Origin of the sequence: Vibrio scophthalmi LMG 19158, assembly GCF_000222585.1 — a bacterium.
GTDB lineage: Bacteria > Pseudomonadota > Gammaproteobacteria > Enterobacterales > Vibrionaceae > Vibrio > Vibrio scophthalmi.
In genome coordinates, this window is sequence record NZ_AFWE01000078.1 from 77140 (window position 1) to 102733 (window position 25594).

Consider the following 25594-nt stretch of genomic DNA (forward strand, 5'->3'; position numbering starts at 1 on the left):
ATTCTCTTGAACAGTTAGTGGCAAGCTAAACAAGAGCAGAGCTCAATCTTACACCTTACGACCAAAAAACGAGGGCAATAAGAGTCAACGCTCCAATACAGACAAGATTGAGAATAAAGCCTACCCGCATCATCTCACTTTGCTTCACCATTCCGGTGCCAAACACAATCGCATTCGGTGGCGTTGCCACTGGCATCATGAAAGCACATGAGGCCGCAAGGGCAATCAGAATCGATAAGATAATCGGAGAAAGGCCAAAGGCTTCTGCTACGGTCGCAAACAAAGGAATAAACAGCGCAGACAGCGCAGTATTACTAACAAACTCGGTTAAGAAAACCACGAAGCTCGCCACCAGAAGCAGCACTAAGATCAGCCCTAAATCAGCAACCAAAACACTCAATCCGTTGGCAAGAAATTCGCTAGTACCCGTTGCTTTAAGTACGTTGCTCAAACAGATGCCACCACCAAACAAAAGTAAGACGCCCCAATCGGCGGTTTTTTCAATATCTTTCCAGTGAACGACACGACAGAAGCTCACCGCAATGATTGCGCCTAAGGCAATGATCGTATCGAATTTAGCATAGCCGCCGATCATGGCATTGATAGGTTTACTGAAGATCCAGAATGTCACGGTTGTCGCAAAGATTGCTAACGTTACAACTTTACCTTTATCCCATTCGACTGGTGTGTGGTTGAGTTCAAAATCCCCTTTCAATTCAGGTTTTAATAAACCGAACAGTACGATAATGGCTAACGGCAATAGCACGGAAGCAACCGGTAATCCATAGCTCATCCACTCAGTAAAGGTTAATCCTACTTCCGCTGCGGCAATGGCGTTCGGCGGACTACCGACGATGGTCGCCATGCCACCAATACTGGCACTATAAGCGATACCAAGTAGCACAAAGACATGGGTCTTGTGGCCACTTTCTTGATTCACTTTACTTAGAATTCCTAACGCGAGCGGCAGCATCATCGCGGTGGTGGCCGTGTTGCTGATCCACATTGATAGTAGAGCGGTGACGCCAAACAGCATGAATACCGCGACGCTCATTTTTCCTTTAGCAATGACCAGTACTTTGTCGGCAATGACTTTGTCTAGGCCTTGTCGATTCATTGCGGCCGCAAGAGCAAAGCCGCCTAAAAATAGGAAAATGATTGAGTTAGCAAAATTGTTAAGCGCTGTTTGGGTATTAAAGACACCAAACAATACCGCCATAACTGGAACTAAAATGGCGGTAACGGTGACATGCAAAGCCTCGGTTAGCCATAAAATGGCGATAAAGACCAGCATGCATATTCCGAGAACAACTTGGGGCTCCATTGGTAATGTAAAATACAGAGTCGCAAATAACACAATATCAGCCAATATGATCATGCTATTGCGGTTGATTAACCATTCACGAGTGTTGGTAGGTAGAGGGACACTATCATTTTTATTCATTATATTTATCTTCCTTTTGATGCCATAAGGCAGGCAAGATAATGACAGCAAATTAACCACGTAAAAAATGGCAGTTTAATGATTTGTTAAATAGATCAAAATGAATGGTTGCAAATGTTAATTTTATTTATTGTGCAATTTGATTTATTTGTCGTGATGACAAATCTGAGTGATTATTTTGTTTTTACATCTACACATTGGCGGCCTAATAAATAAGTGAATTGAGAGCGCTGATTTATAGAGAGGTTATTCGTGCATAAGATTACCATCGAAGGGGTTGGCCTATGTGTATGATATTAAATTGTTTTGTGTTTATTTGTTGCTGCGAGTGGTGATGGCACTGTTTTTAATCAAATATAAGAAAGGGATATATATTTCACTGGTGAAGGAATTTTAAAATTCGATGCTACTCGTCTAATTTGAATACAAATTGTGTTTATAATGTAACCATTAGGTATAATTAGATTGCCAATTTACAGACTTGGTGCTATTTATCGCTGCAGTATAATATGAATATGAGGCCAGGAATGGAAGCCGAGCAATTAGAAGTACTCAATTTCATTAGCCAACACCCACCTTTTGATGACCTGCCAGAAGAGCATCTACGTAATATCGCCTTGAATGTGGAAGTCGCGTATTTCCGAGAGGGAACGGACATTTTTAAAGTCGGTGATGACATCCGTGATCTGTACTTGATCCGCAGTGGTGTTGTCGAAATCTACCGACGTAAAGGGGAGTTATACAACCGCTTTACTACCGGTGGGTTATTTGGCCAAATGGGCCTATTGATGAATAACCGTGTACGTATGCCTGCAAGAGCGACAGCAGATACACTGGTGTATTGCATCCCTGAAGTTATCTTTACTCAATTGTGTGATGAATTTGAAAACTTTGCCGATTTTATGGAGTTGGAAGACAGCGCTCGTCTGCGTACTGCTGTCTCCAGTCATGCTGAAGGCAATGATTTTACCACTGCCAAAGCGCGCAAAATTCTAAGTCGTGAACCGATCACTTTAGAATCAAGTGCGACTATCCAACAAGCGGCGAATCTAATGGCGGAAGAAAATGCCACCGCATTGCTGATCGTTCGTCCAGCAGAAGAGTGTACGGAAGACGATGATGAAGATGAGCTATTGGGTATTCTGACTGACCGTGATTTGTGCATTCGTGTTATTTCGCAAGGTATCGATACCAATTTAACGGTCAGCGAAGTGATGACGACGGATGTCGTTTCACTGGGTTACAACGCCTATGTGTTTGAAGCTATGCTCACCATGTTGCGTTATAACGTGCATCATCTGCCGATTTTAAAAGATAAGAAGCCGATTGGTGTGATTGGCATGACGGATATTGTTCGTCATGAATCACAAAATAGCTTGTTATTGGTTAGCTCGATTTTCCAACAAACCACAGTAGAAGACTTACAACTGGTCGCAGCTCAGGTAAAAGATTGCTTCGTACGAATGGTTAATGAAGATGCTAACGCGCACATGGTTGGCCGTGCGATGTCTGTTATCGGTAGTAGCTTTAAGCAACGTTTAGCTGAAATGGCAGAAATGGAGTTAGGCCCTGCGCCAATCCCTTATTGCCTTGTGGCAATGGGCTCGATGGCTCGTGATGAACAATTGATTGTTACAGACCAAGACAACGCAATTATTCTCGACAACAGTTACGATGAAGCGTTGCATGGTGAGTACTTTGCGCAGTTTTCTAAGTTCATTTGTGATGGTTTAGCGGCTTGTGGTTATAGCTATTGCAGTGGCGATATCATGGCGACCAATCCAGAATGGCGTAAAACGCGCACCGAATGGGAAGAGTGCTTCGCGAATTGGATCGATCATCCTACGCCTGAGCGTTTATTGAACAGTTCCATATTCTTCGACTTACTCGGTGTATGCGGTCGGGTTAAGTGGGCGGAGCAGCTGCAGAGCTTTATCGTGCGCCGTGCTAAGCGTAACAATCGCTTCCTTGCCTGCATGGCTTACAATGCGATTAGTCGCACGCCACCGCTTGGCTTCTTCAAAGATTTTGTGATGGAAAAAGATGGTCGCCATCGCAACTCAATAAACTTAAAACGTCGTGGTACCGCACCACTAGCGGATTTGATTCGTGTGCATGCTTTGGCGATTGGTTCGCGCTCGCAAAACTCATTTGATCGACTCGATGACATCAACAATGCGGGAATTTTGCCGAAAGGCAGAGGGATGGATTTAAAAGATGCCATGGAACTGATCTACATGGTACGTATTCGTCACCAAGCGCTGGATATCGAGAATCAAGAAGAGCCAGATAACAACATCGAACCTGAGCACATGTCTGAATTTGAGCGCCGAAATTTAAAAGCCGCCTTCCAGATTTTGAGTAACGCTCAGAATTACATCAAGTTCCGTTATCAGAGAAGCAGCAAATGATCGCCTTGCCGAAAGAAAGAACGAGCCTGTTGGATACGTCACAGACACCTAATTGGCCCGCTTATTTTGAGCAGCTTAAACAGCAAGCGCAAGATCCGCGCCTACAAGCCTATTATTCAGCGCCAATTGCTGAGGCGTCGACACCGTTAAAAGAGGTGCAGTTTGTCGCGCTCGATTTTGAAACCACAGGGTTGAATTCTCAGCAAGATGCGATTCTTACTATCGGGCTAGTGCCTTTCACATTGTCACGTGTTGCGTGTAAAGAATCGGCGCACTGGGTGGTTAACCCTAACCGAGATCTCAACGAAGAATCAGTCGTTATTCACGGTATTACCGACACGGAAGTAAAGGCGGCTCCGCAGCTTGAAGCGATTCTAGAAGAGGTTTTGAAGGCTTTGGCCGGTAAGATTGTCGTGGTTCACTACAAAAATATTGAGCGTCAGTTTTTCTATCAAGCATTGATGGAATGTATCGGTGAAGGGATTGAGTTTCCAGTGGTGGATACCTTGGATATTGAGTATGCCATCCAGCGTGAACAGTGCCGTGGTTTTTTCAATTGGCTAAAACGTAAGAAGCCAGGCTCAGTAAGGCTTGGTCAGTCACGACAGCGTTATGGTTTACCCGCGTATCAACCGCATCATGCGCTCACAGATGCCTTAGCAACCGCCGAACTCTTACAAGCTCAGTTTCAGTACTATTTTGCACCAGAAACGCAGCTGTCAGAAGTGTGGTTATAGGAAAAAATGTTCTTTATTGGTAAAAAATAAGTGTAATCGAGGTGGTTTTAAGATTATGATCCTTCATCCTTTCGATTAGTTAAGGAAATGCTCAATAGTGAAAAAATTGAGCGATTGGATTTGAAATTACCTTTCACTCTTAATGATTACGAAAGAAGAATTTTAATAAATGGTCACGTTTTTAAGGAGATAATTCGTGAGCACAGAAAACAATGGCGGGATTCAACGTCCCGACGGCAAGGTAAACGCGATCGACACTGATTACCAAATTGGTCAAGATAACGTAGCTTTAAAAGTAGGCCCATTTGGCCTTGATATTCACAACCGTGTGTTTGCCATTTCAGGTATGTCTATCATCCTGTTTGTCATCTTAACACTTACCTTCAGACAGCAAGTTGAACCCTTTTTCGCTGGATTGCGCGGATGGCTGGTCTCTAACTTAGATTGGTTCTTCCTTGCATCAGGTAACTTTTTTGTTGTCGTCTGTCTGATCTTAATCTTTACTCCGCTTGGCCGAGTAAGAATTGGTGGTACAGAAGCAACACCGGATTATAGCTATACTGGTTGGTTAGCCATGCTATTTGCTGCCGGTATGGGTATCGGTTTGGTGTTCTTTGGTGTATCTGAGCCAATGTCTCACTTCAGTGCTGCGCTTAATGGTGTTACCGTTGAAAATGGCGTACGTACTGACTGGGCACCTCTGGGGGCGGCAATTGGTGATACTGAAGCGGCTTCTGCTCTAGGTATGGCTGCAACGATTTACCACTGGGCATTGCACCCATGGTCAATCTACGCGTTGCTTGCGCTTGGTCTAGCGATCTTCTCGTTCAATAAAGGTCTACCATTGACCATGCGTTCAATCTTTTACCCACTATTTGGTGAGCGTATTTGGGGTTGGACAGGTCACGTGATTGATATTCTGGCGGTTGTTGCGACAGTATTTGGTCTTGCTACGTCATTGGGTTATGGCGCATCGCAAGCGGCTACTGGTTTGAACTACTTGTTCGGTATCCCAATGAACGACACGACGCAAATTATCTTGATCGTTATCATCACAGCTTTGGCTCTCGTATCAGTTGTTGCGGGTCTTGATAGCGGTGTTAAGCGTCTTTCTGAGATCAACATGGGTGTGGCGGCGATTCTATTACTGTTCGTGATTGTTGTTGGTCCTACATTGGCTATCTTTACCGGTTTCTTTGACAACATCGGCGCTTACTTATCGAATATTACTGCGCTTTCAATGCCGTTTGGCCGTGAAGATGTGAATTATTCACAAGGTTGGACTGCGTTTTACTGGGCGTGGTGGATTTCATGGTCCCCATTCGTTGGTATGTTTATCGCACGTGTTTCTCGTGGTCGTTCAGTTCGTGAGTTTATCGTCTGCGTTATCCTGATCCCATCAACCGTGTGTGTATTGTGGATGACAGCGTTTGGTGGCACTGCAATTAGCCAGTACGTTAATGACGGTTACCAAGCGGTATTTAATGCTGATCTGCCTCTTAAACTGTTTGCGATGCTTGATGTGATGCCATTTGCAGAGATCACCTCTATCGTTGGTATCGTTCTGATTGTTGTGTTCTTTATCACTTCTGCTGACTCTGGCTCACTGGTTATCGATACCATCGCAGCGGGCGGTAAAGTCGATGCACCAACTCCTCAACGTGTGTTCTGGTGTACGTTTGAAGGCTTAGTCGCGATCGCGCTATTACTTGGCGGTGGCCTAGCGGCAGCGCAAGCGATGGCGGTAACAACCGGTTTACCATTTACACTTGTTTTACTTGTTGCTTCGGTTTCTTTGGTTAAAGGTTTGATGGATGAACCTCGTCCTAAATCGAAGAAAGGGAAAAAAGCAGTCGCGTAATAACAACCGCTAATCTGCTTAACTCGATGATTGATTAAGTCAAAACGGCATACGAAAGTATGCCGTTTTTGTATTAATCGAAAGCAAACTCAATCCAACTAAATCCTCAATCAAACCCAATCGTTGTTCATTGCTACCGAGTAATAATAATCATTATAAGTCTTTGATCATTCTTGCGGATTAAACAGCGGATAAGATAGTGATACGTTTATAAGAATAGTGTAATAAGAACAAAATTAGCGGGAGTGGTAGAGATTCAGCATAAAAAAAAGAGTCGCAATAGCGACTCTTTTCTCTCCAAACTGTCAGCAAAAAAGCTTGGAATTCCAGGGGCAAACGAAGGTTTCTTTTTTTTGTACATAAAAAATACTATCGAATTGAACGGAAGTAAATTGCCAAAACGTATTTGGTTTTAATTTACTGATGAAAAAAATATAAGGGTGGACTAATTCACATATAGATGTAACAGATAATTTTGTTAGTATTATTTGCAACCTCAATAGTGATGGTATTTTGACGGAAAGTATTAGCCCGCCAAAAAATAGTTCACTGCAAACACTATTTTAGACTTTTGACTCTAATCACAATATTCTCATTAGTATTATGGCGATTTGACGAAAATGTTTAGTTGTATTTTTTGATCATTCCGTAGGGTTTTTCTTGTCGACGAATATCAAGCATCAAGCTTGCCGAGTGAGGAATGGATAACTGAATCGTTTTTAAATTAGCTTCAAGCCCTTTGTAATAGCGGTTAAGCAACGCAAACGCACTGACTAGAGTGGGTATCACAACGCTCGCTAGCAAGCTTTGTAAGCGGATAGAGTGTTTTATAGCAGCCATGACGTTTATCTGTCTGAACGTTCATTAATTCTCTTGAGAATAATGAAAGCCTAGTTCAATTTTTCTAAGCTAGGATTATGGCCAGTGATATTTGAGGGGAGAAGCAGGGGGCTTTGTCCGCTTTGTTTATACCACAGCGCGACGAGGATTAATGAATTGGTATTGATATTAAAGGCGGTATTTACGCCACCATTCTCATATTCGCCGGTAGGAATACTACGCGCTTGGAGGCTATTGTTGAGTACCGCATCGAACAGCTGTTGAGCAAATTCGTCATCGAATAGCACGCTAAACCCAAAGGCGACTTTATGACTTAATATTTGTGGGTTCTCAATCACTTTTCCGCCGGGGCTGACGCTCGTCCACGATTTGCCATAATAATAAAGGTTGTTATAAGCAAACCATGGGTTTTTATTCATTGCATCTTCTGCGTAGCTAAAGAGCTTATTTTGCTGTTTTGAATGCACTTTATGCAGAGAGTATATAGTCTCAAGTTGGTTCCAATCACTATATTGGCCAAACTCTAAACTGGCCAATACATAAGGATCACTGGTCATAAAGGGCACGTTACGACTATCAATTTGTAACGTATTACCTGATATGTCGACGGTTGAAATATAGTCGTCAATATTGGGAAGTGGCACTTTATACCCAAACAACTCAAAGCCTGTTGCGGCATATTGTAGATAACCATGCCGACCTTCTTGGCGATAATATTCGGTACCTTTATAACGCTTTTCACCGTAAAGAGTGCCGTTACTGATTGCTTTATTTAGCTCCCAGTAGCTGAGAAGATCAAGAATTTCATCTTCCAGTTCAGGGTGCTGTTGGCAGAGTATTTTCAGCCAAATCAATAGTCGTCCGATATCCAGTGCTGACCAGCCGTTGCCATTAGTCGGCTCTGAACTCAGCCTCCCAGACGGCATACCTGTTTTTGTACTGTATTCACGATTTGGCAACCAGTCTTTGTACAGCGGCATTTCACGCAGTGTAGAGAGTGTCTGTGCCAATTCTCGGTGCGTTTGTTCCTTCGATTTTAAATTAAGTGCTTCTAGAGCGAGCGTGCCAGCAATGCCACTGGCAACATCCCACATCGTTGAATGGGCATAACCCTGAACAGAATCCCATAGCCCGGTGGTTTCACGTCGATTTCGGTCAAAATAGTATTGGGCTTTTTTTGCTAATAGACGCTCATTGCGATTGAGTTGATAGAGAGGTTTTCCATGCTGGTACGTAGGGTGAATGTCCGCGGTTGTCAGCGTTATTGCATTTAACCCATTTGAAAAATCAGAGGGTTCAGGCTCAGTAAGAATTGAAGATTCGAGAATCGGCGGTGCGATGACTCGGCGTTGAAATGTTGTTGCTGGAGCTGCTGATTGGGTTTGTTGAGATATACTGCGCTGACCATAGAAACTCACTTGTTCTCCGGCTAATGCATCATTTTTTATTGAGCTACCATCGACAAGCTCATCACTATTAACGTATATCGGTAGGGCAGTAATAACACCGACAATAACTAACCAGCAGCGAGATTTCACGTGTTATGCAATTCCATTCGCAAATGTTTATCTAAGATAATGATAATACAAGATTTGCTATACGCTAGTTAGGTTGATAAAAAAGCTGCTATAGCTCGATGTTGCAGCTTGATGCTGCGTGTTAAGAGCAATGTATAGTTGTGTCGTCATCAATGGAGAAAAGAGAGAGGTTAAAAATCAACCACAATGCTTGAGTTTCACTGATGAGGGTTGTTACACTATAGATGATCGCGATACGCTGAAGTTATCCAACATTCTATTACTTTTATCACAATAATTTTTATGACAACGGACAGTGCTGGCTAAATGGATTTGAGTTTAGTTAGGAAATACTGTTATGAAACATTTTTGTCAATTTGTTCAAACGCTAGGCTTTAGTGAGTGCCAAGTCGGCGCTTGTGACCCCTTTTCTGAACCACAATTTTTTTTATACTCATCCTGATTACACTCTAGGGTCTGATGCCAAAAGACGTGTTCACGATTATCTAGCGAACCAACCCCTATTTTTACAAGATTATGGTCAAATAGAACAGGCAGATTTTGCGATTGGCTTTTCATTTGGTGATAGCGACTGCATCAACCTTGAGCTAGCCAATATCGCTAATAAGGTGCATCAAATTGCGCCGTCATTAACGCTCTATTTGCAACAAGAGATCGCTCTTCATGCGTCAACACCGCGGATAATCATTGCTAATAATCAGTATCAAACAACGTTTGATGTGGCGAAGCAAGCGCAACAACGACAAGTGGGCAAAAAAGTATTGGTATTGGCTCAAGCATGGCATGCCAAGCGTTGTATCGAAACTTGTCAGTCACTGGGACTTGAAGTGGTTGCATTGAAAGTGGTCAATGGTTTCCCTGCTAACGATCCACAGCCGTGGGTTCGTAATCCAATCAATTGGGTGATCAAAGAGAGCCATCGGCATATGGCGACGGGTTATGAAATTAGTCAGAAATATCAACTAGCTTAGTCATCGACTGACAAAACAGCGTCTATACTCAACAGATAACTATATGCAACAACGTCAGTTAGGGTTCATTAAGCTATGAGTATAGATTCGGCAAAGGCTTCGCTGTCGAACAATCCGTTCGATGCTGTCCGCAAGGAAATTTGGGCAGCGATCTCATTCAGTTTAGGGGTTAATTTGCTCGTGCTGGCCGTGCCAGTTTATAGCCTACAGCTCTTTGACCGGGTGATGGGCAGTGCCAGTGTTGAAACTATGTTTGCTTTGCTGGTTATTACACTCTTTTTAGTCACCGCTCAGGCGCTACTTGAGTATATTCGCACCTTGTTAATGCAACGCTCAGCACTAAAGTTGGATGCAAAACTGAGTGGAGAACTATTAGCAAAAAGCATCGCTGAATCCTCAAAAACCAATCGTATTGAAAAAAACGCCTTACAAAACCTCACAACATTACGTAATTTTTTGGTATCACCTTCAACGTCATCCATTCTTGATTTGCCTTTCACGCCACTGTTTTTATTACTGTTGTTTGCGTTCCATCCTTATATCGGTTTTGTTGCTCTGATTGGTGTGGTGATATTTGCAGGTCTAGCGGCGGTGATGATGTTGGGCGGTAGAAAGTTAACCGCTCAAGCGCAGAAGACCACCGCTCAGGTAAGCATGGAACTCAATGATTATTTAAGAAATGCCCCTACATTAAAAGCGATGGGGATGAGTGAGAATGTCGGTAACTCATGGCGAGAAACCAATGCTAGCGTGTTGCATTTACAGTGGTTGGTGAATTCTCGTGTGGGACTATTGCTAGCTATCAGCCGTTATTTTAGAACCTTATTGCAAGTCGCAGTGCTGACCTGTGGAGTCTACTTAGCACTGCAACAGCAAGTAGGCATTGGCGCGGTGATAGCCAGTTCGATATTGATTGGACGTGTTTTAAGCCCGTTTGAAAGCGCGGTGAGCGGCTGGAAAACATGGTATAGCGCGTTCAAAGCGTGGCAAAGCCTAAATCATAGTGTGTTGGAAAACACACACTCCAAGAAGACGCTGTTACCAGAACCAAAAGGCGATATTCAGTTTAGTAATGTCAGTCTTAAATTTGCTCATGCGCGTAAGGCGACGATTCAAAATATCAGTTTTAAGCTAGGGGCGGGAAATGCACTTGCGGTGATGGGTAATTCCGGATCTGGAAAATCAACCTTAGCCAGTTTGTTAATGGGCATTCAACAACCGAGTATGGGCGAGATCATGATTGATGGTGCCAGCATTGAAAAGTGGGATCTTAATCAGTTTGGCCAATACATTGGTTATCTACCTCAACATGTCGGTCTACTGGCAGGGACGGTAAAACAAAATATTTGCCGTTTTACTGAAGGAGACGATGAGGCCGTAATACGAGCGGCCAAGTTGGCGTGTATTCATGAAATCATAATGTCATTGCCGGACGGTTACGAAACCTATATTGGAGAGGGCGGTGTTTTACTTTCCGGCGGGCAAAAGCAAAGGATTGGTCTAGCAAGAGCCATTTATTCCAACCCAAGAGTATTGGTGCTCGATGAGCCTAATTCAAATTTGGATCCAGAAGGTGAAACGGCCTTAGCGATTGTGCTGCAACATTGTAAAGAGCACCAAATTACGGTGGTGATGATCAGTCATCGCCCAGGTTTTTTGCGCCAAATGGATTGGGTGATAAAACTCAAAGATGGCAAGGTAGAAAAAGCGGGTACCTGCGAGCAATTCTTGGGGCTACATGTTGAGCCAGAGTTGACAGAAAGTAAAACAAGTAAGACAGCTTAAGGTGGCGTTATGGATGATGTCGTACAGAAAGAGATGTTCAGTACCCGTAAACTGACTGTGATTGGTTTGACCGTTTTAGTTGTTACCGTTGGGGGCTTTTTAGTTTGGGCAATGAGCATGCCGTTAAGTTCAGCCTCTGTTGCTACCGGCAGTTTAGTCGTGGAGAGTAAACGTAAGCAAATCCAACATTTGCAAGGTGGCTGGGTAAAACAAGTCTTCGTTCGAGAAGGGCAAACGGTCGCGGTTGGTCAAGCTCTGATTGAGCTTTCAGATACGAAAGCGGAAGCCGACTATCGCCGCTATCTGTATCGCAGTTACTCTTTGCTTGCACAACAAGCAAGGCTCAATACGTTAACCAATGGTGATGCTGAGATTGTATGGCCTGAAGCGCTCACTGTTGAGAAAGATGAGGTGGTGATTGCGGCTCTGTTACGCAGTGAAAATGTTCAGTTTGAACAAGCATTGTTGCGGGTGCAATTACTGGCAGGTCAATATCAGCAGAGAATTGCTTTATATAACGAAAAAATCGAAGGTAATCAGTTTCAAAAACGCGCCATTGCCACTCAAGGCGATTTAGTTAAACAAGAAGTCACAATGACGAAGGGCTTAGTTGACAAAGGTTACGTGTCTAAAACGCGTATGTTGGAATTGCTACGTCATCAAGCGCGGATTGATGCTGAATTGGCCGAGATCAGTCTGACGATTGATATGGCTGAGCGAGAGCTTGAATCGCTGCATCAAACTCACCAAAATCAACTTTTGGAGCTAAAGCGTGAGCACTCTTTTCAACTTAAAGGGGTCAATGATGAGTTAAGGGATGTACAACAACTGATTAAAACCGCATTGGATATCCGCGAGCGTATTTTAATTCGCAGTGAATTTGATGGCAAAGTCGTGGGGATGAATATCGCCAACATCGGCGGTGTTATTAAGCCGGGGCAAGTATTGATGGAGATCGTGCCAGAAAGTGATGAATTGATTGTTGAAGCGATCGTATCACCTAAGGATATTGATGTGGTGAGGCCAGGGCTAGATGCACGGGTGCGTTTAACGGCTTACAGTGCGAGAAACACACCGCCAGTGGTAGGCGAAGTGTTGCACGTTTCTGCTGATCGAGTATTACAGGGGGGTGAGAATAAAGATACCGCGCAAGGGTATCTAGTGACTATTCGTTTCGATCACTCTTCAATTTCTGATTTGATTGAGAATCATGGCGTAGCACTTTATCCGGGCATGTTAGCGGAAGTTCTGATTCTTGGTGAAGAACGGACGCTCTGGGATTACTTGGTTAGCCCGATTCTAAGTGGCCTTAATAAAGCGATGAGGGAAGTATAATGACGCAAGAAATGGTGTTTTGGCTGTGTTTTTATGGTTTCTTTATGCTGGCAACGGCATTGGTGGGTTACCACAAGAATAATATCGTGGCGGGGATCTTACTTGGCTACGTTTTGGGCCCGATTGGTTTAGTGTTGATCTTGTTGAGCCAAGATCGACGTCATGGCCACTGTCCGCATTGTTCTGCAAAAGTGGATCGCCATGCTTATCATTGCCCGCGTTGTGAGCAAAAGTGCTACAAACAATTGGTTTGAGTTTATCTCGATAAACATACCAGCAAGGCGTCCCTGAGGTCATCTTAATTATTTCGATAGCATGCAGTGAGAAAAAAGGCCCACCGAGGTGGGCCAAGCAGTGGTGTGAACTTGAATTTTGGGGCTACACTTCGGTCGAATCTGGGAAGTTAATGTCGTTGCTATCGAGATCACTCCAGATAACCACTTCTTGCCCTGAGTCATTTTCAAATCGATAGCCGTAAAGTGAGCCGGTATCAATATCGCTGGCTTGATAAATATTGGCGATCGAATCACTCATCTCGACGTGGCTCTCAGTGAGTGTCCAACCCCAGCCAGACAGGTCAATGCTACTGGCTCCAGTACAAACAAATTGCCCTGAGGTTTCTCCTGCGGTGTGGTTGGCAGCGATTTTATCTAGTGCCAGTGAGAGTTCGGTATCGCTGGAGTTGATACTGATCCCCTCTAGCTCTTGGAAGGTGTTATGGCTCATATCGATCATCTGGTTTTGGTTATCATCCCCGACGAGCAGGACATCAAAATCAGCGCCTCCGCTAAAGTGAACCATATTGGCTTCGCCACTTTCAATTTCATTCGAGTCAAACACCAATTGGTCGTTGCCCGCACCGCCGAACAGTTGGTCGATACCATCACCACCATCGAGGCGGTCATTACCCGTTTGGCCATAGAGCATATCGTCACCTGCATCTCCCGCTAAGGTGTCATTACCCTCGCCACCGTCAAGTGTATCAGCGTTATCATTGCCGTTAATGGTATCGTTACCTTCGCCACCCGAAACATAGTCCTCGCCGCTGCCGCCAGAAAGCTTATCGTCGCCTTGTTCACCATAAAGCATGTCGTTTCCTCCATTCCCTGATAATGTGTCATTGCCTTCTTCGCCGAAGAGAAGGTCGGCTGAACCACCACCAGAGAGGTTGTCGCTACCAGTACCGCCCCATAATATATCGCTGCCTGAATCGCCGCGTAGGGTATCGTTTCCTTCGTTACCATATAGGGTGTCATTGCCCGATCCTCCGGAGACGTAGTCATTACCCAGTCCACCAGTGAGCGTATCATGATCGTTTTGCCCCCACATTGAGTCATCGCCGTCATCCCCTTGTAGGATGTCGTCACCAGAGCCACCGTAGAGTTTGTCGTTATCAGCGCCACCAAACAGTTGGTCGGCACCACTGCCCGCATTCAGCGTGTCTTGGCCAGCGTCGCCGTGCAGTTCATCTGCGCCAGAACCGGTTGTCAGTTTGTCATCACCTTCACCCCCGGTTAAGGTGTTGGTGCCACCCGTGACGGTGACAGTATCGTTACCTTGGCCACCATCAATTTGATTGGCGCCGCCTTGGGCGCTAATGGTGTCGTTTCCGTCACCACCGTCTATGTGATTAAGGCCGGAACCGGACAGTTGAATGTGGTCATTACCAAGTCCACCAGCAATGGTGTTGTTGTCACCGGACGCTGTGATGGTGTCAGTGCCATCGCCACCATCTATTTGGTTTGAGCCCGTACCAGTGACTTCGATGTAATCGTCACCGATGCCGCCGGAAATTAGGTTATTTGCACCGCTTAATGTAATGCTATCTTGTCCATCACCACCGTGAACGGTGTTATGATCAGATTCATCTTCGATAATGTCATTACCAACCCCACCCAGTAGGGTGTCGGCTCCGCTTCCACCAAGTAGCGTATCGTCGCCTTCCTCACCTGAGAGCGTATTTGTACCACTTTCGCCAACCAGTTTATCGTTACCTGTACCACCGAATAAGTGATCATTCCCAGAGCCAGAATAGAGTTCGTCTATGCCAGCATCACCGTGCAAGGTATCGTTACCAGCACCACCAAACAACAGGTCGTTAGCGTCGCCGCCAGATAGCGTATCGTTACCTTCACCTGCATCAATCAGGTCTTGCCCCTCATTGCCACTAAGATTGTCATCACCTTTACCACCAAACAACGAATCATCGCCTAGACCTCCTGACGCAGTATCGTTACCGGATCCGCCATAGAGGGTATCTTGACCTTCACCAAGGTTAATTGTGTTTTGGCCAGCTTCGCCATAAACCGTATCATCGCCAAGACCAGCATCAACATTATCAGCACCATCGCCCGCGTAGAGAATATCGTCGCCACCCGCGCCAGTAATGGTGTCGGCATCTTCGCCACCATAGAGGGTATCGGCGACATCGCTTCCCACTAGCGTATCATCGCCATCCCCACCATAAATCTGGTGGCTACCCATTTCGGCTGCATAGAGGGTATCGTTACCTTCTTCACCGAGAACGGTATCGAATCCGTCGTCGTGAACGATGTCATCGCCTGCACCCGCCGCAATAAAGTCGTATCCTTCGCCACCAATCAGTTCATCGTTACCTGCGCCGCCAAAGAGGGCATCATTGCCTGAGCCGCCTTTGACGATGTCAGCGCCATCACCGGCATCAATGTGGTCATCGCCAGCACCAGCATCAATATCATCATTGCCTGAACCTGCATAGATTTGGTCATTGCCTTCTTCTGTGGTGATCGTATCGGAATCAATACCGCCATAAACTGTATCGTCACCTAAGCCTGTTGAGATGGTGTTGATACCCGATTCACCATAGACGGTATCATTACCTGCACCAGAATCGATTTGGTCTTCACCAGAGCCTGCAAAAATAGTGTCGTCGCCTAAGCCCGAGGTGATAGTGTCATTACCAGCACCGCCAGAGAGTGTGTCGTTTTCATTTGAACCGACAAGCGTATCTTGGCCAGAGCCGCCATAGAGTTCACTGGCATTGAGGCCGGCATTAAGGTGGTCATCACCGCCTTCACCAAATAGTACGTTATGGCCTAGTTCACCTTGCAATACATCGTTGCCGGAACCGGCGAAAACTTGGTCACTACCGACACCCGCATAAATGGTGTCATCACCTGCACCAGTGAAGGCTTTATCATCACCGCTACCGAGGCTCACGGTATCGACACCACTGCCAGAATAGACAAAGTCATCATCATCACCAGAGTTAATGGTGTTATTACCGTCACCGGCAAAAACCGTATCTTGGCCTGAGCCGGTCAGGATGGAATCTGCACCACTACCTGCGTAGAGGAGATCACCACCAGCGCCAGTATTGAGTGTGTTTTGGCCATCGCCGGCATAAAGCGTGTCATCGCCATCACCAGACAGAATGGTGTCGTCTCCGAAATCTGAGTAGATAGTATCGTCACCAGTACCAGAATCTATGGTGTTGTTCCCGGTCTCACCAAATACGATATCGTTGCCTTCACCAGTTGTTATGGTGTCATCCCCAGAGCCCGCATAGACTTGGTCTGCGCCTGCACCGGTGGTGATAGTATCCATGCCCTCATTGGCATGGATGACATCGTTACCATCGCCACCATCAATCGTATCGTTGCCTTGACCGCCATATAGTTGGTCGTCACCAAACCCACCAATGAGAGTATCGTCACCCACATCACCGTAGAGGATGTCGTGGTTGTCTCCGCCTTCAAGATGATCATTACCCAGCTCTCCGACGAGTACGTCTTGACCTGTACCGCCAGAGATAGTGTCGTCCCCATCGCCGCCTAATAGGAGGTCATCTCCAGCGTCACCGGTGATGGTGTCAGCCCCTTCGCCACCAAGAATAAAATCGTTGCCTTCACCACCGATAATTGTATCTTCACCTTGGTCGCCATGAATTTCATCATCTCCGCTATTGCCCTCAAGATGATCACTGCCTTTCCCACCGAGTAAGCTATCGTTGCCTTCCCCGCCAAGTAGGGTGTCAGCGCCATCATCACCGATAAGTGCGTCGTTACCGGCACCGCCTTCAAGGTGGTCATTACCTATTTCCCCCATTAATAGGTCATCACCGTCACCGCCAAATAACGCATCATCGCCATCAGAGCCGAGTAGGGTGTCGTTACCTTCGTCACCATAGAGCGAGTCATCACCAGACCCACCTATTAAAACGTCATCGCCAAGACCGCCATGCAGTTGGTCATCATTAATATCGCCATCGATAAAATCGTTGCCTTCGCCGCCATAAAGCGTGTCATTGCCTTGTTGGCCTTTTAGGATGTCGTCACCTGCGCCACCATCAATCGTATCGTTATAGATATTGCGAACTTGCACGTCTATGTCGCTAACGGTAGCGATTGGCGCGCCTTGTTCATCTATGAAAGTTAATACGACAGCACCATCAGTAGGTAGGTCGGTTTCTGCAATATTAATATCAACACTCAATGTTCCGTCTGCCGATGTGGTCGCCAATTGGGTTGCGATAAGGTTGCCTTGTTCATCGGTAATTTGCACGGTAACGGGTGAGTTTTCGGTAAACCCTCCGGCATTAGTGGAGGTTTGTACTGCCTGATTGACAGCAAAATTATTCAGTTTTAACTCATGGCTTACTTGTTCAATGGGGCCGGCACTATATTGATAGACGCTGGCCGCCATTCCCCATGAGTCGTCGTTGTTGGATGGCGTGCTTTCTTCCGCTGGTGTGTACTCAACATCGCCAAGAACAGTATCGGCCCCATCACCGGCGAAGACCGTATCACTCCCTTCGCCCGCAGCAATAAAATCGTCTCCCGCTAAGGTTGATATTTCGTCATTGCCCGAACGGCTATTTACAGAATCATCGGCGGATGTACCGACAATAAGGTCATCGTGTTTGGTGCCTTCCATAAGCCTTCTCCTAGCCATTAAGCCTGAATTCTTGGTATTGCAAATGTGATACCAGATTCATATTTTTGGTTATAGATTTAGGTTAGTAGGCGAGAGAATATTTGCCACGAAAGTTTAATTTTTCAATAAAATCAGTGATTAGAATGAGAAGCTATATGCAAGGGTAATAGAGCCATCTTTGAAGCGTCCGGTATCCTCTCCTCGCTCAGAAGGGTGCCAACGATTGCCAGAATAATTGTTATATTGCAAAGTGACAGTGCCTGGCCGCCAGTCAAAATAGCCGAAACCGTAGGTATAGTCGGGGTTCCAAGGCTGCTGTTGTGCTCTGTCAAAATAGTAAAATGCAGTCGCATTGACGTACCAGTTATCGAAAATAGAATATTTGCAGCCAAGGCTAAGAGTTTGGTGATTCTTTTTATAAGAAATAGAGGCCAAATCGAAATACTCGGGGGTATGGTTAAAATCTACCTGACAACCAATCGCACCTTGCTCGGTAAAACTTATCCAATCTTTCACTATTCCCGTTACTGGAAACTTCCAGCCTATTGCCCATGTTCCTTGGTTGAACTCAGTCACTCGTCCGCCTTCCTCGGGAGAGAATCGGTTACCGCCATAGTTGGAGTACACCAAACTAAAGGTATAAGGTCGCCAATCGCTATAACCAAAGACATAAGTAAAGTCAGGATTCCATGCTTGTTGTTGTTCACTGTCCCAATAATAGTAAGCGGTACCGGAAATAAACCAGGCACCAGCAATCGTGTACTTCAACGAGAGTGTGGCAGTGGTGTTGTTATTGCTTGGGCCGTTGGTTGCGCCCGCAGGGAGATTGGCGGATTCGGTTTCAGCCAGTGGGTGGTGGTAGCCAATATTGCCACTTAGCCCTTGCAGCAAAGTGCGTGATTGCCATTCTTCGTAAGGGAAGTCAAATGAACTGCTTACCCCATTCCAGATTTCTTCTCGTTCAATCTCCACGTCGCTTTTTGTTGGCGATGAGAGATCCTCTGGCGGTGTGACGGTCAGGACATGTTGTGATGGGTTCACCGCCATTTGGCTGGTATTTGATAGGTACTCGTCAGCCAAAGCAGGTTTTATTACTAGCCCACTGAGTAAAAAAAATAATTGTGCGGCAACTTTTCCTGTTTGCAAAATACCGTCTTCCATATTGTTAGAACAAGCAGTGAGCAGATAAGTTTAGGATAATCATAAGAAATTATTTGCATTGCTACTAATCGAGTCTAACCTAAAGTTATAGCGCTTGCGAATTTAAGAGCCAAACAATAGGTATCATCAAGCGCAAAGAACACGGCAGCAGGAAGCTGCATCAACGTCAGAACATAGAAAATATTAAGGCTAGGAATGAAAGAAATTCTGCTGGTGGATGACAGCCGAACCATTCTTATTTATATGAGTTCGGTCCTTCAGAAACGGGGATATAAAGTCTTCACCGCGATGAGTGGTGAGGACGCTTTAGAGGTGCTTAATCAACAAGATGGCATCCAATTTGTCCTGTCTGATTGGATGATGCCCGGTATGAATGGCATCGAACTTTGCCAAACCTTAAAGTGTCACAACTTTGGCCGTTACATCTTCTTTGTACTGCTGTCCTCCAAAAACGATCAGCAATCGATAGTCAGCGGTATAGATGCTGGTGCCGATGACTTTGTCGATAAAAAAACCTCGGTTGAAGAGCTTGAAGCGCGGATCCGAGCCGGTTTTCGTACTCTTGATCTCCATAACGACTTACTTGCGAAAAACCATGAACTTGATAAAGCCTACGAGACGATCAAGCGCGACCTCGATTCGGCGGGTGATTTAATCAAGCAAATCTTACCGAAAACCAAAACCTTCCCGTGCGCTGAATTAAGCTATGTTTCGATCCCAAGTGCCCAAATTGGTGGAGATATGCTGGGTTACATGCAGCTTGATCCTCACCACATCGCCTTCTATCTGTTTGATGTTGCCGGACATGGTGTTTCTTCCGCATTGATGTCGTTCTCAGTACAGCAAAGTTTGTCGGTATTGACGGGGAGTTCTTCGGTGGTGATGCGCTCTGGGATGAGTGGCAGTGAAATAGCTTCACCGGAAGAAGTGGTGGAAAAACTGAATCAAATTTACATGAGTGGTGAAACAAACGTGCTCTATTTCACCATGATTTACGCCGTATTAAATACTCAAACGGGTCTCATGTCCTACTGTTGTGCCGGCCATCCCCCTTTGGTCTGGTATCACGGTAGGCATGGGCAGGCTGAGTTGATTGGTCATGACAATTTTGTCGTTGGTGCGTTTGAGGATGTGGACTACCAATCTTCGATCATCCAACTTGAACCGGGTGACAAAGTTTGGTTTTACTCGGATGGCATTACTGAAGCCGATAACGGGCTAGAGCAGTTTTCAGAAGATGGTCTGCGCAACACAATCGAAAAATTGAATAATTATTCCACCCAACAACAAACCGAAATGGCAGTGAAATCTGTGCAGCAATGGCGTAACAAAGAGTGCTTTGATGATGATGTCAGTGTGTTGGTGGCGGAATGGAAGGGGTTTATTGAAGGAGAAAATCAATGCGATATGAGATTAGTGAAAAAGGAAACTGCACAATTCTTCAAATAAATGAAGAGCGCTTTGACGCCAAATTGGCGCCTCAGTTCCGAGCTGAAATTGAAAGCGTGATGAACACAATGAGTCCGCACCTAGTTCTTGATATTGGTGCGGTTCGATTTATGGATAGCAGTGGTCTTGGCGCGGTAATGGGCGTGTATAAGTTACTCCGTGATAAAAAGATCAGTGTCGCGAACCCACAAAAACCAGTGCGAGATCTTTTCAAGCTTACTCGTATGGACCGATTAATAAAAACCTACGACAGCGTTGATGCAGCACTGACTACCTCGGTGTAGGAGGCATTATGAAAGGGATGATTCTTGCTGCAGGGAAGGGCACACGTGTGCGTCCTATTACTCAATCGATACCAAAACCGATGATCCCGATTTTAGGAAAACCGGTAATGGAATCGATGATTGAGCTATTTGCCCAGCACAACATCAGTAAAATCATGATCAATACCAGCCATCTTGCGGAGGTAATTGAAGGCTACTTTGGTGATGGTCACCACTTTGGCGTCCAACTTTCGTATTCATACGAAGGCGAGTTAAAAGAGGGAGAATATCGCAGTAAAGCGCTCGGTTCTGCTGGGGGAATGAAAAAGATCCAAGAGTTTTCCGGCTTTTTCGATGAAACATTTGTCGTGGTATGCGGAGATGCATGGATCGATCTTGACTTAAATGAAGCGGTACAAAAACACAAAAAGAAGGGTGGTATCGCGACCATTATTAGTAAAAACGTTCTCGATGACGAAGTGGAAAAATACGGTGTAGTCGTGACGGATAGCCGCGGTCAAGTCACCAGTTTCCAAGAGAAACCAGCCAAAGAAGAAGCGCTTTCTAATCAAATCAATACTGGGATTTATATCTTTGAACCAGCGATATTCGACTATATCCCCCATGGAGAAGAGTTCGATATTGGTAGTGATCTCTTTCCTCTTTTGGTTGAGCAGCATGTACCATTTTATTCGGTCGATATGCCTTTCCAATGGTTGGATGTTGGCAATATTAGCGACATTTGGGGCGTAACCCGCGACATTCTCGATGGCAAAGTTCCAGGTTATCGCATTCCGGGTACACAAGTTAAAGCGGGTGTTTGGTTAGGGATTAATACCGTCGTTGATTTGGATAAATGCAATATAGTCCCACCGGCTGTGATTGGCAGTGGTTGCAAAATTTCAAATGAGGCCAATATTATCGGACCGGCGCTCGTCGGGGCGAACTGCATCCTTGAAGCTGATTGTCAGGTTCAAGAGTCGCTGATTTTCGACAATATTCACGTTCATCAAGGCACGCAAGTGAAACAGCAAACCATCTTTGGCAATTACTGTATTGGCCATGATGGTAATCCATGTGAAGACTTGCAGTGGAACCATCTGCGTTCTGGACCAAAAGATCGCGTATCGGACGCATTCAAATCGATTTAACTCTCACAAAGGAGAAAAGGATGACCAATCGCCAGTGCAGGCATTTTGGCAGTACTTACTCAAGCTCATTAGATGCTTCTCGCGAAGCATCTGAAGACCTGCAACACTTTTGCACCCGAGTTGGAATCTCTAATGAACTCGCCGCTCAACTGGAGTTGTGTGTGGTGGAAATGGTGAATAACGCGTTTATTCATGCTTATAAAGAGCAGGAAGGACAGCCGATTGAATTGCAGTGTGAAATTCAAACCGATGATTCTCAATCTGTATTGTTGATGAAGATTTCCGATTTCGGCAGTTTGATGCCACAACAGGAACTGGAACGAAAATTGGCTAATGAGTTTCTCGAACCCGATCCGGAAGATGAAACCACATGGGCGACATCGGGACGAGGTTTTATCATCGTCTCAAGTCTTATGGATAAGGTAGAGCTCATTTCTGAACAAACCAAAAATACCTTTTTAATGGTGAAAGCGTTAGAGGAACAAGCGCTCGCCGTATAGTCCAGCATGACATCGTTTGCTAACACTGAATTGGATAGGGAGTGCCAGGATGGATCACTATTTTAAACATTTTGAACACCGTGTTCCGCCAGAACCCGTGCCTCATAGCATACCGCGTGAGTTGTTGTACCAATATTTAGCGACTTGTAACTTGACGCTTGGCCTTTGGTATTTATGGTGGCGCTGGAGCTTTGCATTAAACTACGATGCATTGTGGTTTTCGCTCCCACTTGCATTCGCGGAATCTTGTGCATTCATCGGCTCAGTCCTATTTACTTATAATTTGTGGAAAGTAAAAGATGAGCCATCTAAAGCTCCTCCTTTCAAAATAGCTGAATGTGTTAGAGACACAGAGGAAAACAGGCCGATCAGTGTCGATGTGTTCTTTCCTAGTTACGATGAAGAACCTGAACTGGTCAAATTAAGCATCTTGGATGCACAAAAGGTTCGCTATCCCCATCCAATCGAAATCAACATTTATATTCTTGATGATGGTAATCGTCCTGAGATGAAAGCGATGGCCGAGAGCATGGGCATTGGCTACATCACGCGAGAGGGGAATATTGGCTTTAAAGCGGGCAATCTGCGCAATGCCATGGAGCAAACGTACGGTGATTTTGTGGTCATTTGCGACGCCGACACGCGACCATTCCCCACTATTTTAGAGAACACGTTGGGCTACTTTCGTGACCCGAATGTCGCGTGGGTGCAGACACCACAGTGGTTTTTTGACCTACCAGAAGGTGAGCGCCTGCCGAAGTTCTTGCAACGCAAAATGGGTAAGTGGGCTGCCTATTTTGGTGCAGGGTTTGAAAAACTGTATGGCCCAGTCACGCTCGGTGAAGATCCTTTTGTTAATGACCCTCAAATGTTTTATGACGTCATTCAGCGTCGTAGAAACTGGGCAAATGCGGCCTTTTGCTGTGGTGCGGGCTCGATCCACCGTCGTGAGGCGGTTATGGAAGCGGCATTACGAGCGTATGCAGAACAAATTACTAATGAGCAGGATGAAGTAGAGCGCCAAATTCGCCGGTTGACCAAAGAGCGTGAGGTCGATAAAGATATTTCCGATAACCTGCGTAACGAAATATTGTTTGATACCGAATTTACGCCTTATAAATTCCACGTTTCGGAAGACCTTTATACCTCAATCGTGTTGCACTCTGATCAAGAGCGTCAATGGCGTTCGGTAATGCATCCTCGGGTTGAGAGTAAAATGTTGTCGCCACAAGATCTCCAAACATGGACGGTACAACGCTTCAAATACTCTGGCGGTTCGATTGATATCTTTATGAACGACAATCCAATTTTTCGTAAGGGTCTTAACTTCAAGCAAAAGCTGATGTATGGCGCCAGTTTTTGGTCAAACTTATCTGCGATCTGGAATATCATTTTCTTAGCCTGTCCAATCGTCTACTTCCTAACCTCGATTGCCCCTGTTAGTGCTTATGACGTGACTTTCTATATGCATTTCCTTCCGTTTGTTTTGACTGCTGAACTTGCCATGATGGTTGGTACTTGGGGTGTCGCAGGCTACAAAGGTAAGACAAATTTTCTCTCCTTTTTTCCGGTTAATTTACGAGCGTTATGGACCGTGTTGCGCGGACGGAAAATCACCTTCCCAACCACGCCGAAAGAGCGCCAAACCGGCAATTTCTTCAAACTGGTTTTACCCCAAAGCATGGTCTTTTTCCTTAGTCTGTTTGCACTGGCATTCGCATGGACAGGTTACTCAACAGGCATGTGGGGAAGTTATTCCTTTGGTGGTTTAGTGCTAAATACGTTTTGGATAATTAATAACATGATGGCGATGTGGGGCGTAATGGCAGCCGCATTTTGGACACCACCGAATACAGATGAAGATCAGCAGGCGGCGACCAATTCAGAGGAGTTGAAATATGAAGTTTAAACAAGCGTTAGTGAATGCTCGTCATCATATCGTGTTTATTTTAGGCCTAACCACAGCACTTGTGATTGCGTTCAGTATTGAGACGCGAGAAGACGGACAAGTGCTTGGCAATATCACCTTTGAAGCTGCAGAAGAGATCCCGCTCAAGCAGAATCGAGTGCTGACGACTCAAGAGTATCAATGGGCCAGTATTGCTTGGCAATATTTTGAAAATAACTATCAAGAGAATACCGGGCTGGTGAATTCAGTGGATGGTTATCCGTCAACCACGATGTGGGATACCGCTTCTTATTTAATGGGATTAATTGCGGCGGAAAAGTTGAATGTGATTTCAACTGATATGTTCAGTATGCGCATGGAAAAAGCTTTGATTACCTTATCGCGATTACCGCTGGTAAACGGAAAGCTGCCGAATAAAGCTTATAACACCCAAACCCTTGAGATGGTGGATTACGAAAACAACCCGAAAGAAAACGGTATAGGTTGGTCGGCGATTGATATCGGTCGTATTTTGGTGCCGATGAACATTGTGATTTGGCAGTACCCGCAGTTTAACAAACAGGTTAACGATGTATTAAACCATTGGAGTGTCAGCGATATGCTGATTGATGGTTACCTGTTTGGTGCTCGTCCAGCAGCAAAAGATGGCCGTATGGAGCTGGTGCAAGAAGGGCGAATTGGTTACGAAGAGTACGCCTCGAAATCGTTGGCTTTGATGGGGCGAGATGTATTCAATTCAATGAAGTATATAGATTTTTTGCAGATGGTTGATGTGTACGGTATTGATATTCCAACTGATAAACGTGATCCGGCAGAGTTTCACGCGCATAACTACGTTGTGAGTGAGTCTTACATTCTCGATGGTATTGAATTTGGCGCAGATAGTGTCTCGAGAATATTTGCACACCGAATTTACCAAGCCCAAGAGCGCCGCTACAACGATACTGGCATTGTCACCGCAGTCAGTGAAGATAACGTCGACCAAGCACCGTATTTCGTTTACAACACGGTCTTTTCGAATGGTAAAACATGGAATGCCATTTCCGATGACGGCAAAGACCAATCACACCTTAAAACATTATCAACCAAAGCCGCGTTTGGTTGGTACGCCTTGTATGAATCGGACTACACCGATCTATTGATCACCGAAGCGGGTGAGCTTTATTCCAATAAAAAAGGCTGGTATTCAGGGCGTTATGAGGCTGATGGACGAACGAATAAGGCAATTACAGCTAACACCAACGGCATTGTATTGGAGTCGCTAGCTTATATCGAAAATGGCCCGCTGCTCACCATAGGCGAAAAGTAATCATTATTAAGGAAGA

The 25594-nt window shown here is 45.2% G+C and carries 18 protein-coding genes; 13 read left to right on the forward strand and 5 right to left on the reverse strand.

Annotated features, from left to right (window positions below; all coding sequences use genetic code 11):
- Window positions 1-55: 55 nt before the first annotated feature.
- Entirely contained in the window at window positions 56-1444 is a 1389-nt protein-coding gene (locus RH88_RS06765) for an SLC13 family permease (RefSeq protein ID WP_005594433.1), read from the reverse strand.
- A gap of 527 nt (window positions 1445-1971) precedes the next feature.
- Between RH88_RS06765 and RH88_RS06770 the strand changes: the two genes are divergently transcribed.
- The 3 genes from RH88_RS06770 to RH88_RS06780 all read left to right on the forward strand — a co-directional run bounded on the left by RH88_RS06770 (window position 1972) and on the right by RH88_RS06780 (window position 6453).
- Window positions 1972-3855 carry a DUF294 nucleotidyltransferase-like domain-containing protein gene (locus RH88_RS06770; protein WP_005594434.1) on the forward strand — a complete coding sequence of 628 codons (1884 nt, stop codon included), beginning with the start codon at window positions 1972-1974 and terminating at the stop codon, window positions 3853-3855.
- Window positions 3852-4592, forward strand: a complete 741-nt coding sequence (locus RH88_RS06775) for a 3'-5' exonuclease (protein ID WP_005594438.1) — start codon at window positions 3852-3854, stop codon at window positions 4590-4592. Before RH88_RS06770 ends, RH88_RS06775 begins: the two co-directional genes overlap by 4 nt.
- Window positions 4593-4788: 196 nt before the next feature.
- On the forward strand, window positions 4789-6453 hold the full coding sequence (locus tag RH88_RS06780; RefSeq protein ID WP_005594440.1) for a BCCT family transporter: 1665 nt from the start codon (window positions 4789-4791) through the stop codon (window positions 6451-6453).
- A gap of 624 nt (window positions 6454-7077) precedes the next feature.
- Here RH88_RS06780 and RH88_RS06785 read toward each other — a convergent pair.
- Entirely contained in the window at window positions 7078-7293 is a 216-nt protein-coding gene (locus RH88_RS06785) for a hypothetical protein (RefSeq protein WP_005594444.1), read from the reverse strand.
- A 50-nt stretch (window positions 7294-7343) separates the two neighbouring features.
- Window positions 7344-8831, reverse strand: a complete 1488-nt coding sequence (locus RH88_RS06790; RefSeq protein ID WP_005594445.1) for a DUF3131 domain-containing protein — start codon at window positions 8829-8831, stop codon at window positions 7344-7346.
- A 398-nt stretch (window positions 8832-9229) separates the two neighbouring features.
- Here RH88_RS06790 and RH88_RS06795 point away from each other — a divergent pair, with 398 nt between their 5' ends.
- The 4 genes from RH88_RS06795 to RH88_RS06810 all read left to right on the forward strand — a co-directional run bounded on the left by RH88_RS06795 (window position 9230) and on the right by RH88_RS06810 (window position 13176).
- Window positions 9230-9802: a hypothetical protein gene (locus RH88_RS06795; RefSeq protein ID WP_241212164.1), complete on the forward strand. Its 573-nt coding sequence runs from the start codon at window positions 9230-9232 to the stop codon at window positions 9800-9802.
- A 75-nt stretch (window positions 9803-9877) separates the two neighbouring features.
- Window positions 9878-11587 (forward strand): type I secretion system permease/ATPase, encoded by a 1710-nt coding sequence (locus tag RH88_RS06800; RefSeq protein WP_005594448.1) that lies wholly within the window; start codon window positions 9878-9880, stop codon window positions 11585-11587.
- A gap of 9 nt (window positions 11588-11596) precedes the next feature.
- Entirely contained in the window at window positions 11597-12922 is a 1326-nt protein-coding gene (locus RH88_RS06805; protein ID WP_005594449.1) for an HlyD family type I secretion periplasmic adaptor subunit, read from the forward strand.
- The gene (locus RH88_RS06810; RefSeq protein WP_005594451.1) at window positions 12922-13176 is read left to right on the forward strand and encodes a hypothetical protein; all 255 of its coding nucleotides are present in this window, start codon (window positions 12922-12924) and stop codon (window positions 13174-13176) included. Before RH88_RS06805 ends, RH88_RS06810 begins: the two co-directional genes overlap by 1 nt.
- 124 nt (window positions 13177-13300) lie before the next feature.
- On the opposite strand, the gene RH88_RS06815 is transcribed toward RH88_RS06810, so the two are convergent.
- Together RH88_RS06815 and RH88_RS06820 are read right to left on the reverse strand one after the other, a co-directional pair.
- Window positions 13301-17836, reverse strand: a complete 4536-nt coding sequence (locus tag RH88_RS06815; RefSeq protein WP_005594452.1) for a beta strand repeat-containing protein — start codon at window positions 17834-17836, stop codon at window positions 13301-13303.
- Between the two features lie 138 nt (window positions 17837-17974).
- Entirely contained in the window at window positions 17975-18997 is a 1023-nt protein-coding gene (locus RH88_RS06820) for a hypothetical protein (RefSeq protein WP_040757868.1), read from the reverse strand.
- A gap of 195 nt (window positions 18998-19192) precedes the next feature.
- On the opposite strand from RH88_RS06820, the gene RH88_RS06825 reads away from it, so the two are divergent.
- The 6 genes from RH88_RS06825 to RH88_RS06850 are packed head-to-tail and all read left to right on the forward strand — an operon-like array spanning window position 19193 to window position 25578.
- Window positions 19193-20446 (forward strand): SpoIIE family protein phosphatase, encoded by a 1254-nt coding sequence (locus RH88_RS06825; protein WP_005594456.1) that lies wholly within the window; start codon window positions 19193-19195, stop codon window positions 20444-20446.
- Window positions 20398-20730: an STAS domain-containing protein gene (locus RH88_RS06830; RefSeq protein WP_040757869.1), complete on the forward strand. Its 333-nt coding sequence runs from the start codon at window positions 20398-20400 to the stop codon at window positions 20728-20730. The genes RH88_RS06825 and RH88_RS06830 overlap by 49 nt, the downstream gene beginning before the upstream one ends.
- 8 nt (window positions 20731-20738) lie before the next feature.
- Window positions 20739-21860, forward strand: coding sequence for a nucleotidyltransferase family protein (locus RH88_RS06835; RefSeq protein WP_005594459.1), 1122 nt, complete (start codon window positions 20739-20741; stop codon window positions 21858-21860).
- A gap of 20 nt (window positions 21861-21880) precedes the next feature.
- The gene (locus RH88_RS06840; protein WP_005594461.1) at window positions 21881-22360 is read left to right on the forward strand and encodes an ATP-binding protein; all 480 of its coding nucleotides are present in this window, start codon (window positions 21881-21883) and stop codon (window positions 22358-22360) included.
- A 49-nt stretch (window positions 22361-22409) separates the two neighbouring features.
- Window positions 22410-24269, forward strand: a complete 1860-nt coding sequence (locus tag RH88_RS06845; protein ID WP_005594462.1) for a glycosyltransferase family 2 protein — start codon at window positions 22410-22412, stop codon at window positions 24267-24269.
- Complete coding sequence (locus RH88_RS06850) at window positions 24259-25578, forward strand: DUF3131 domain-containing protein (RefSeq protein WP_005594463.1); 1320 nt, start codon at window positions 24259-24261, stop codon at window positions 25576-25578. Before RH88_RS06845 ends, RH88_RS06850 begins: the two co-directional genes overlap by 11 nt.
- Window positions 25579-25594: the final 16 nt, after the last annotated feature.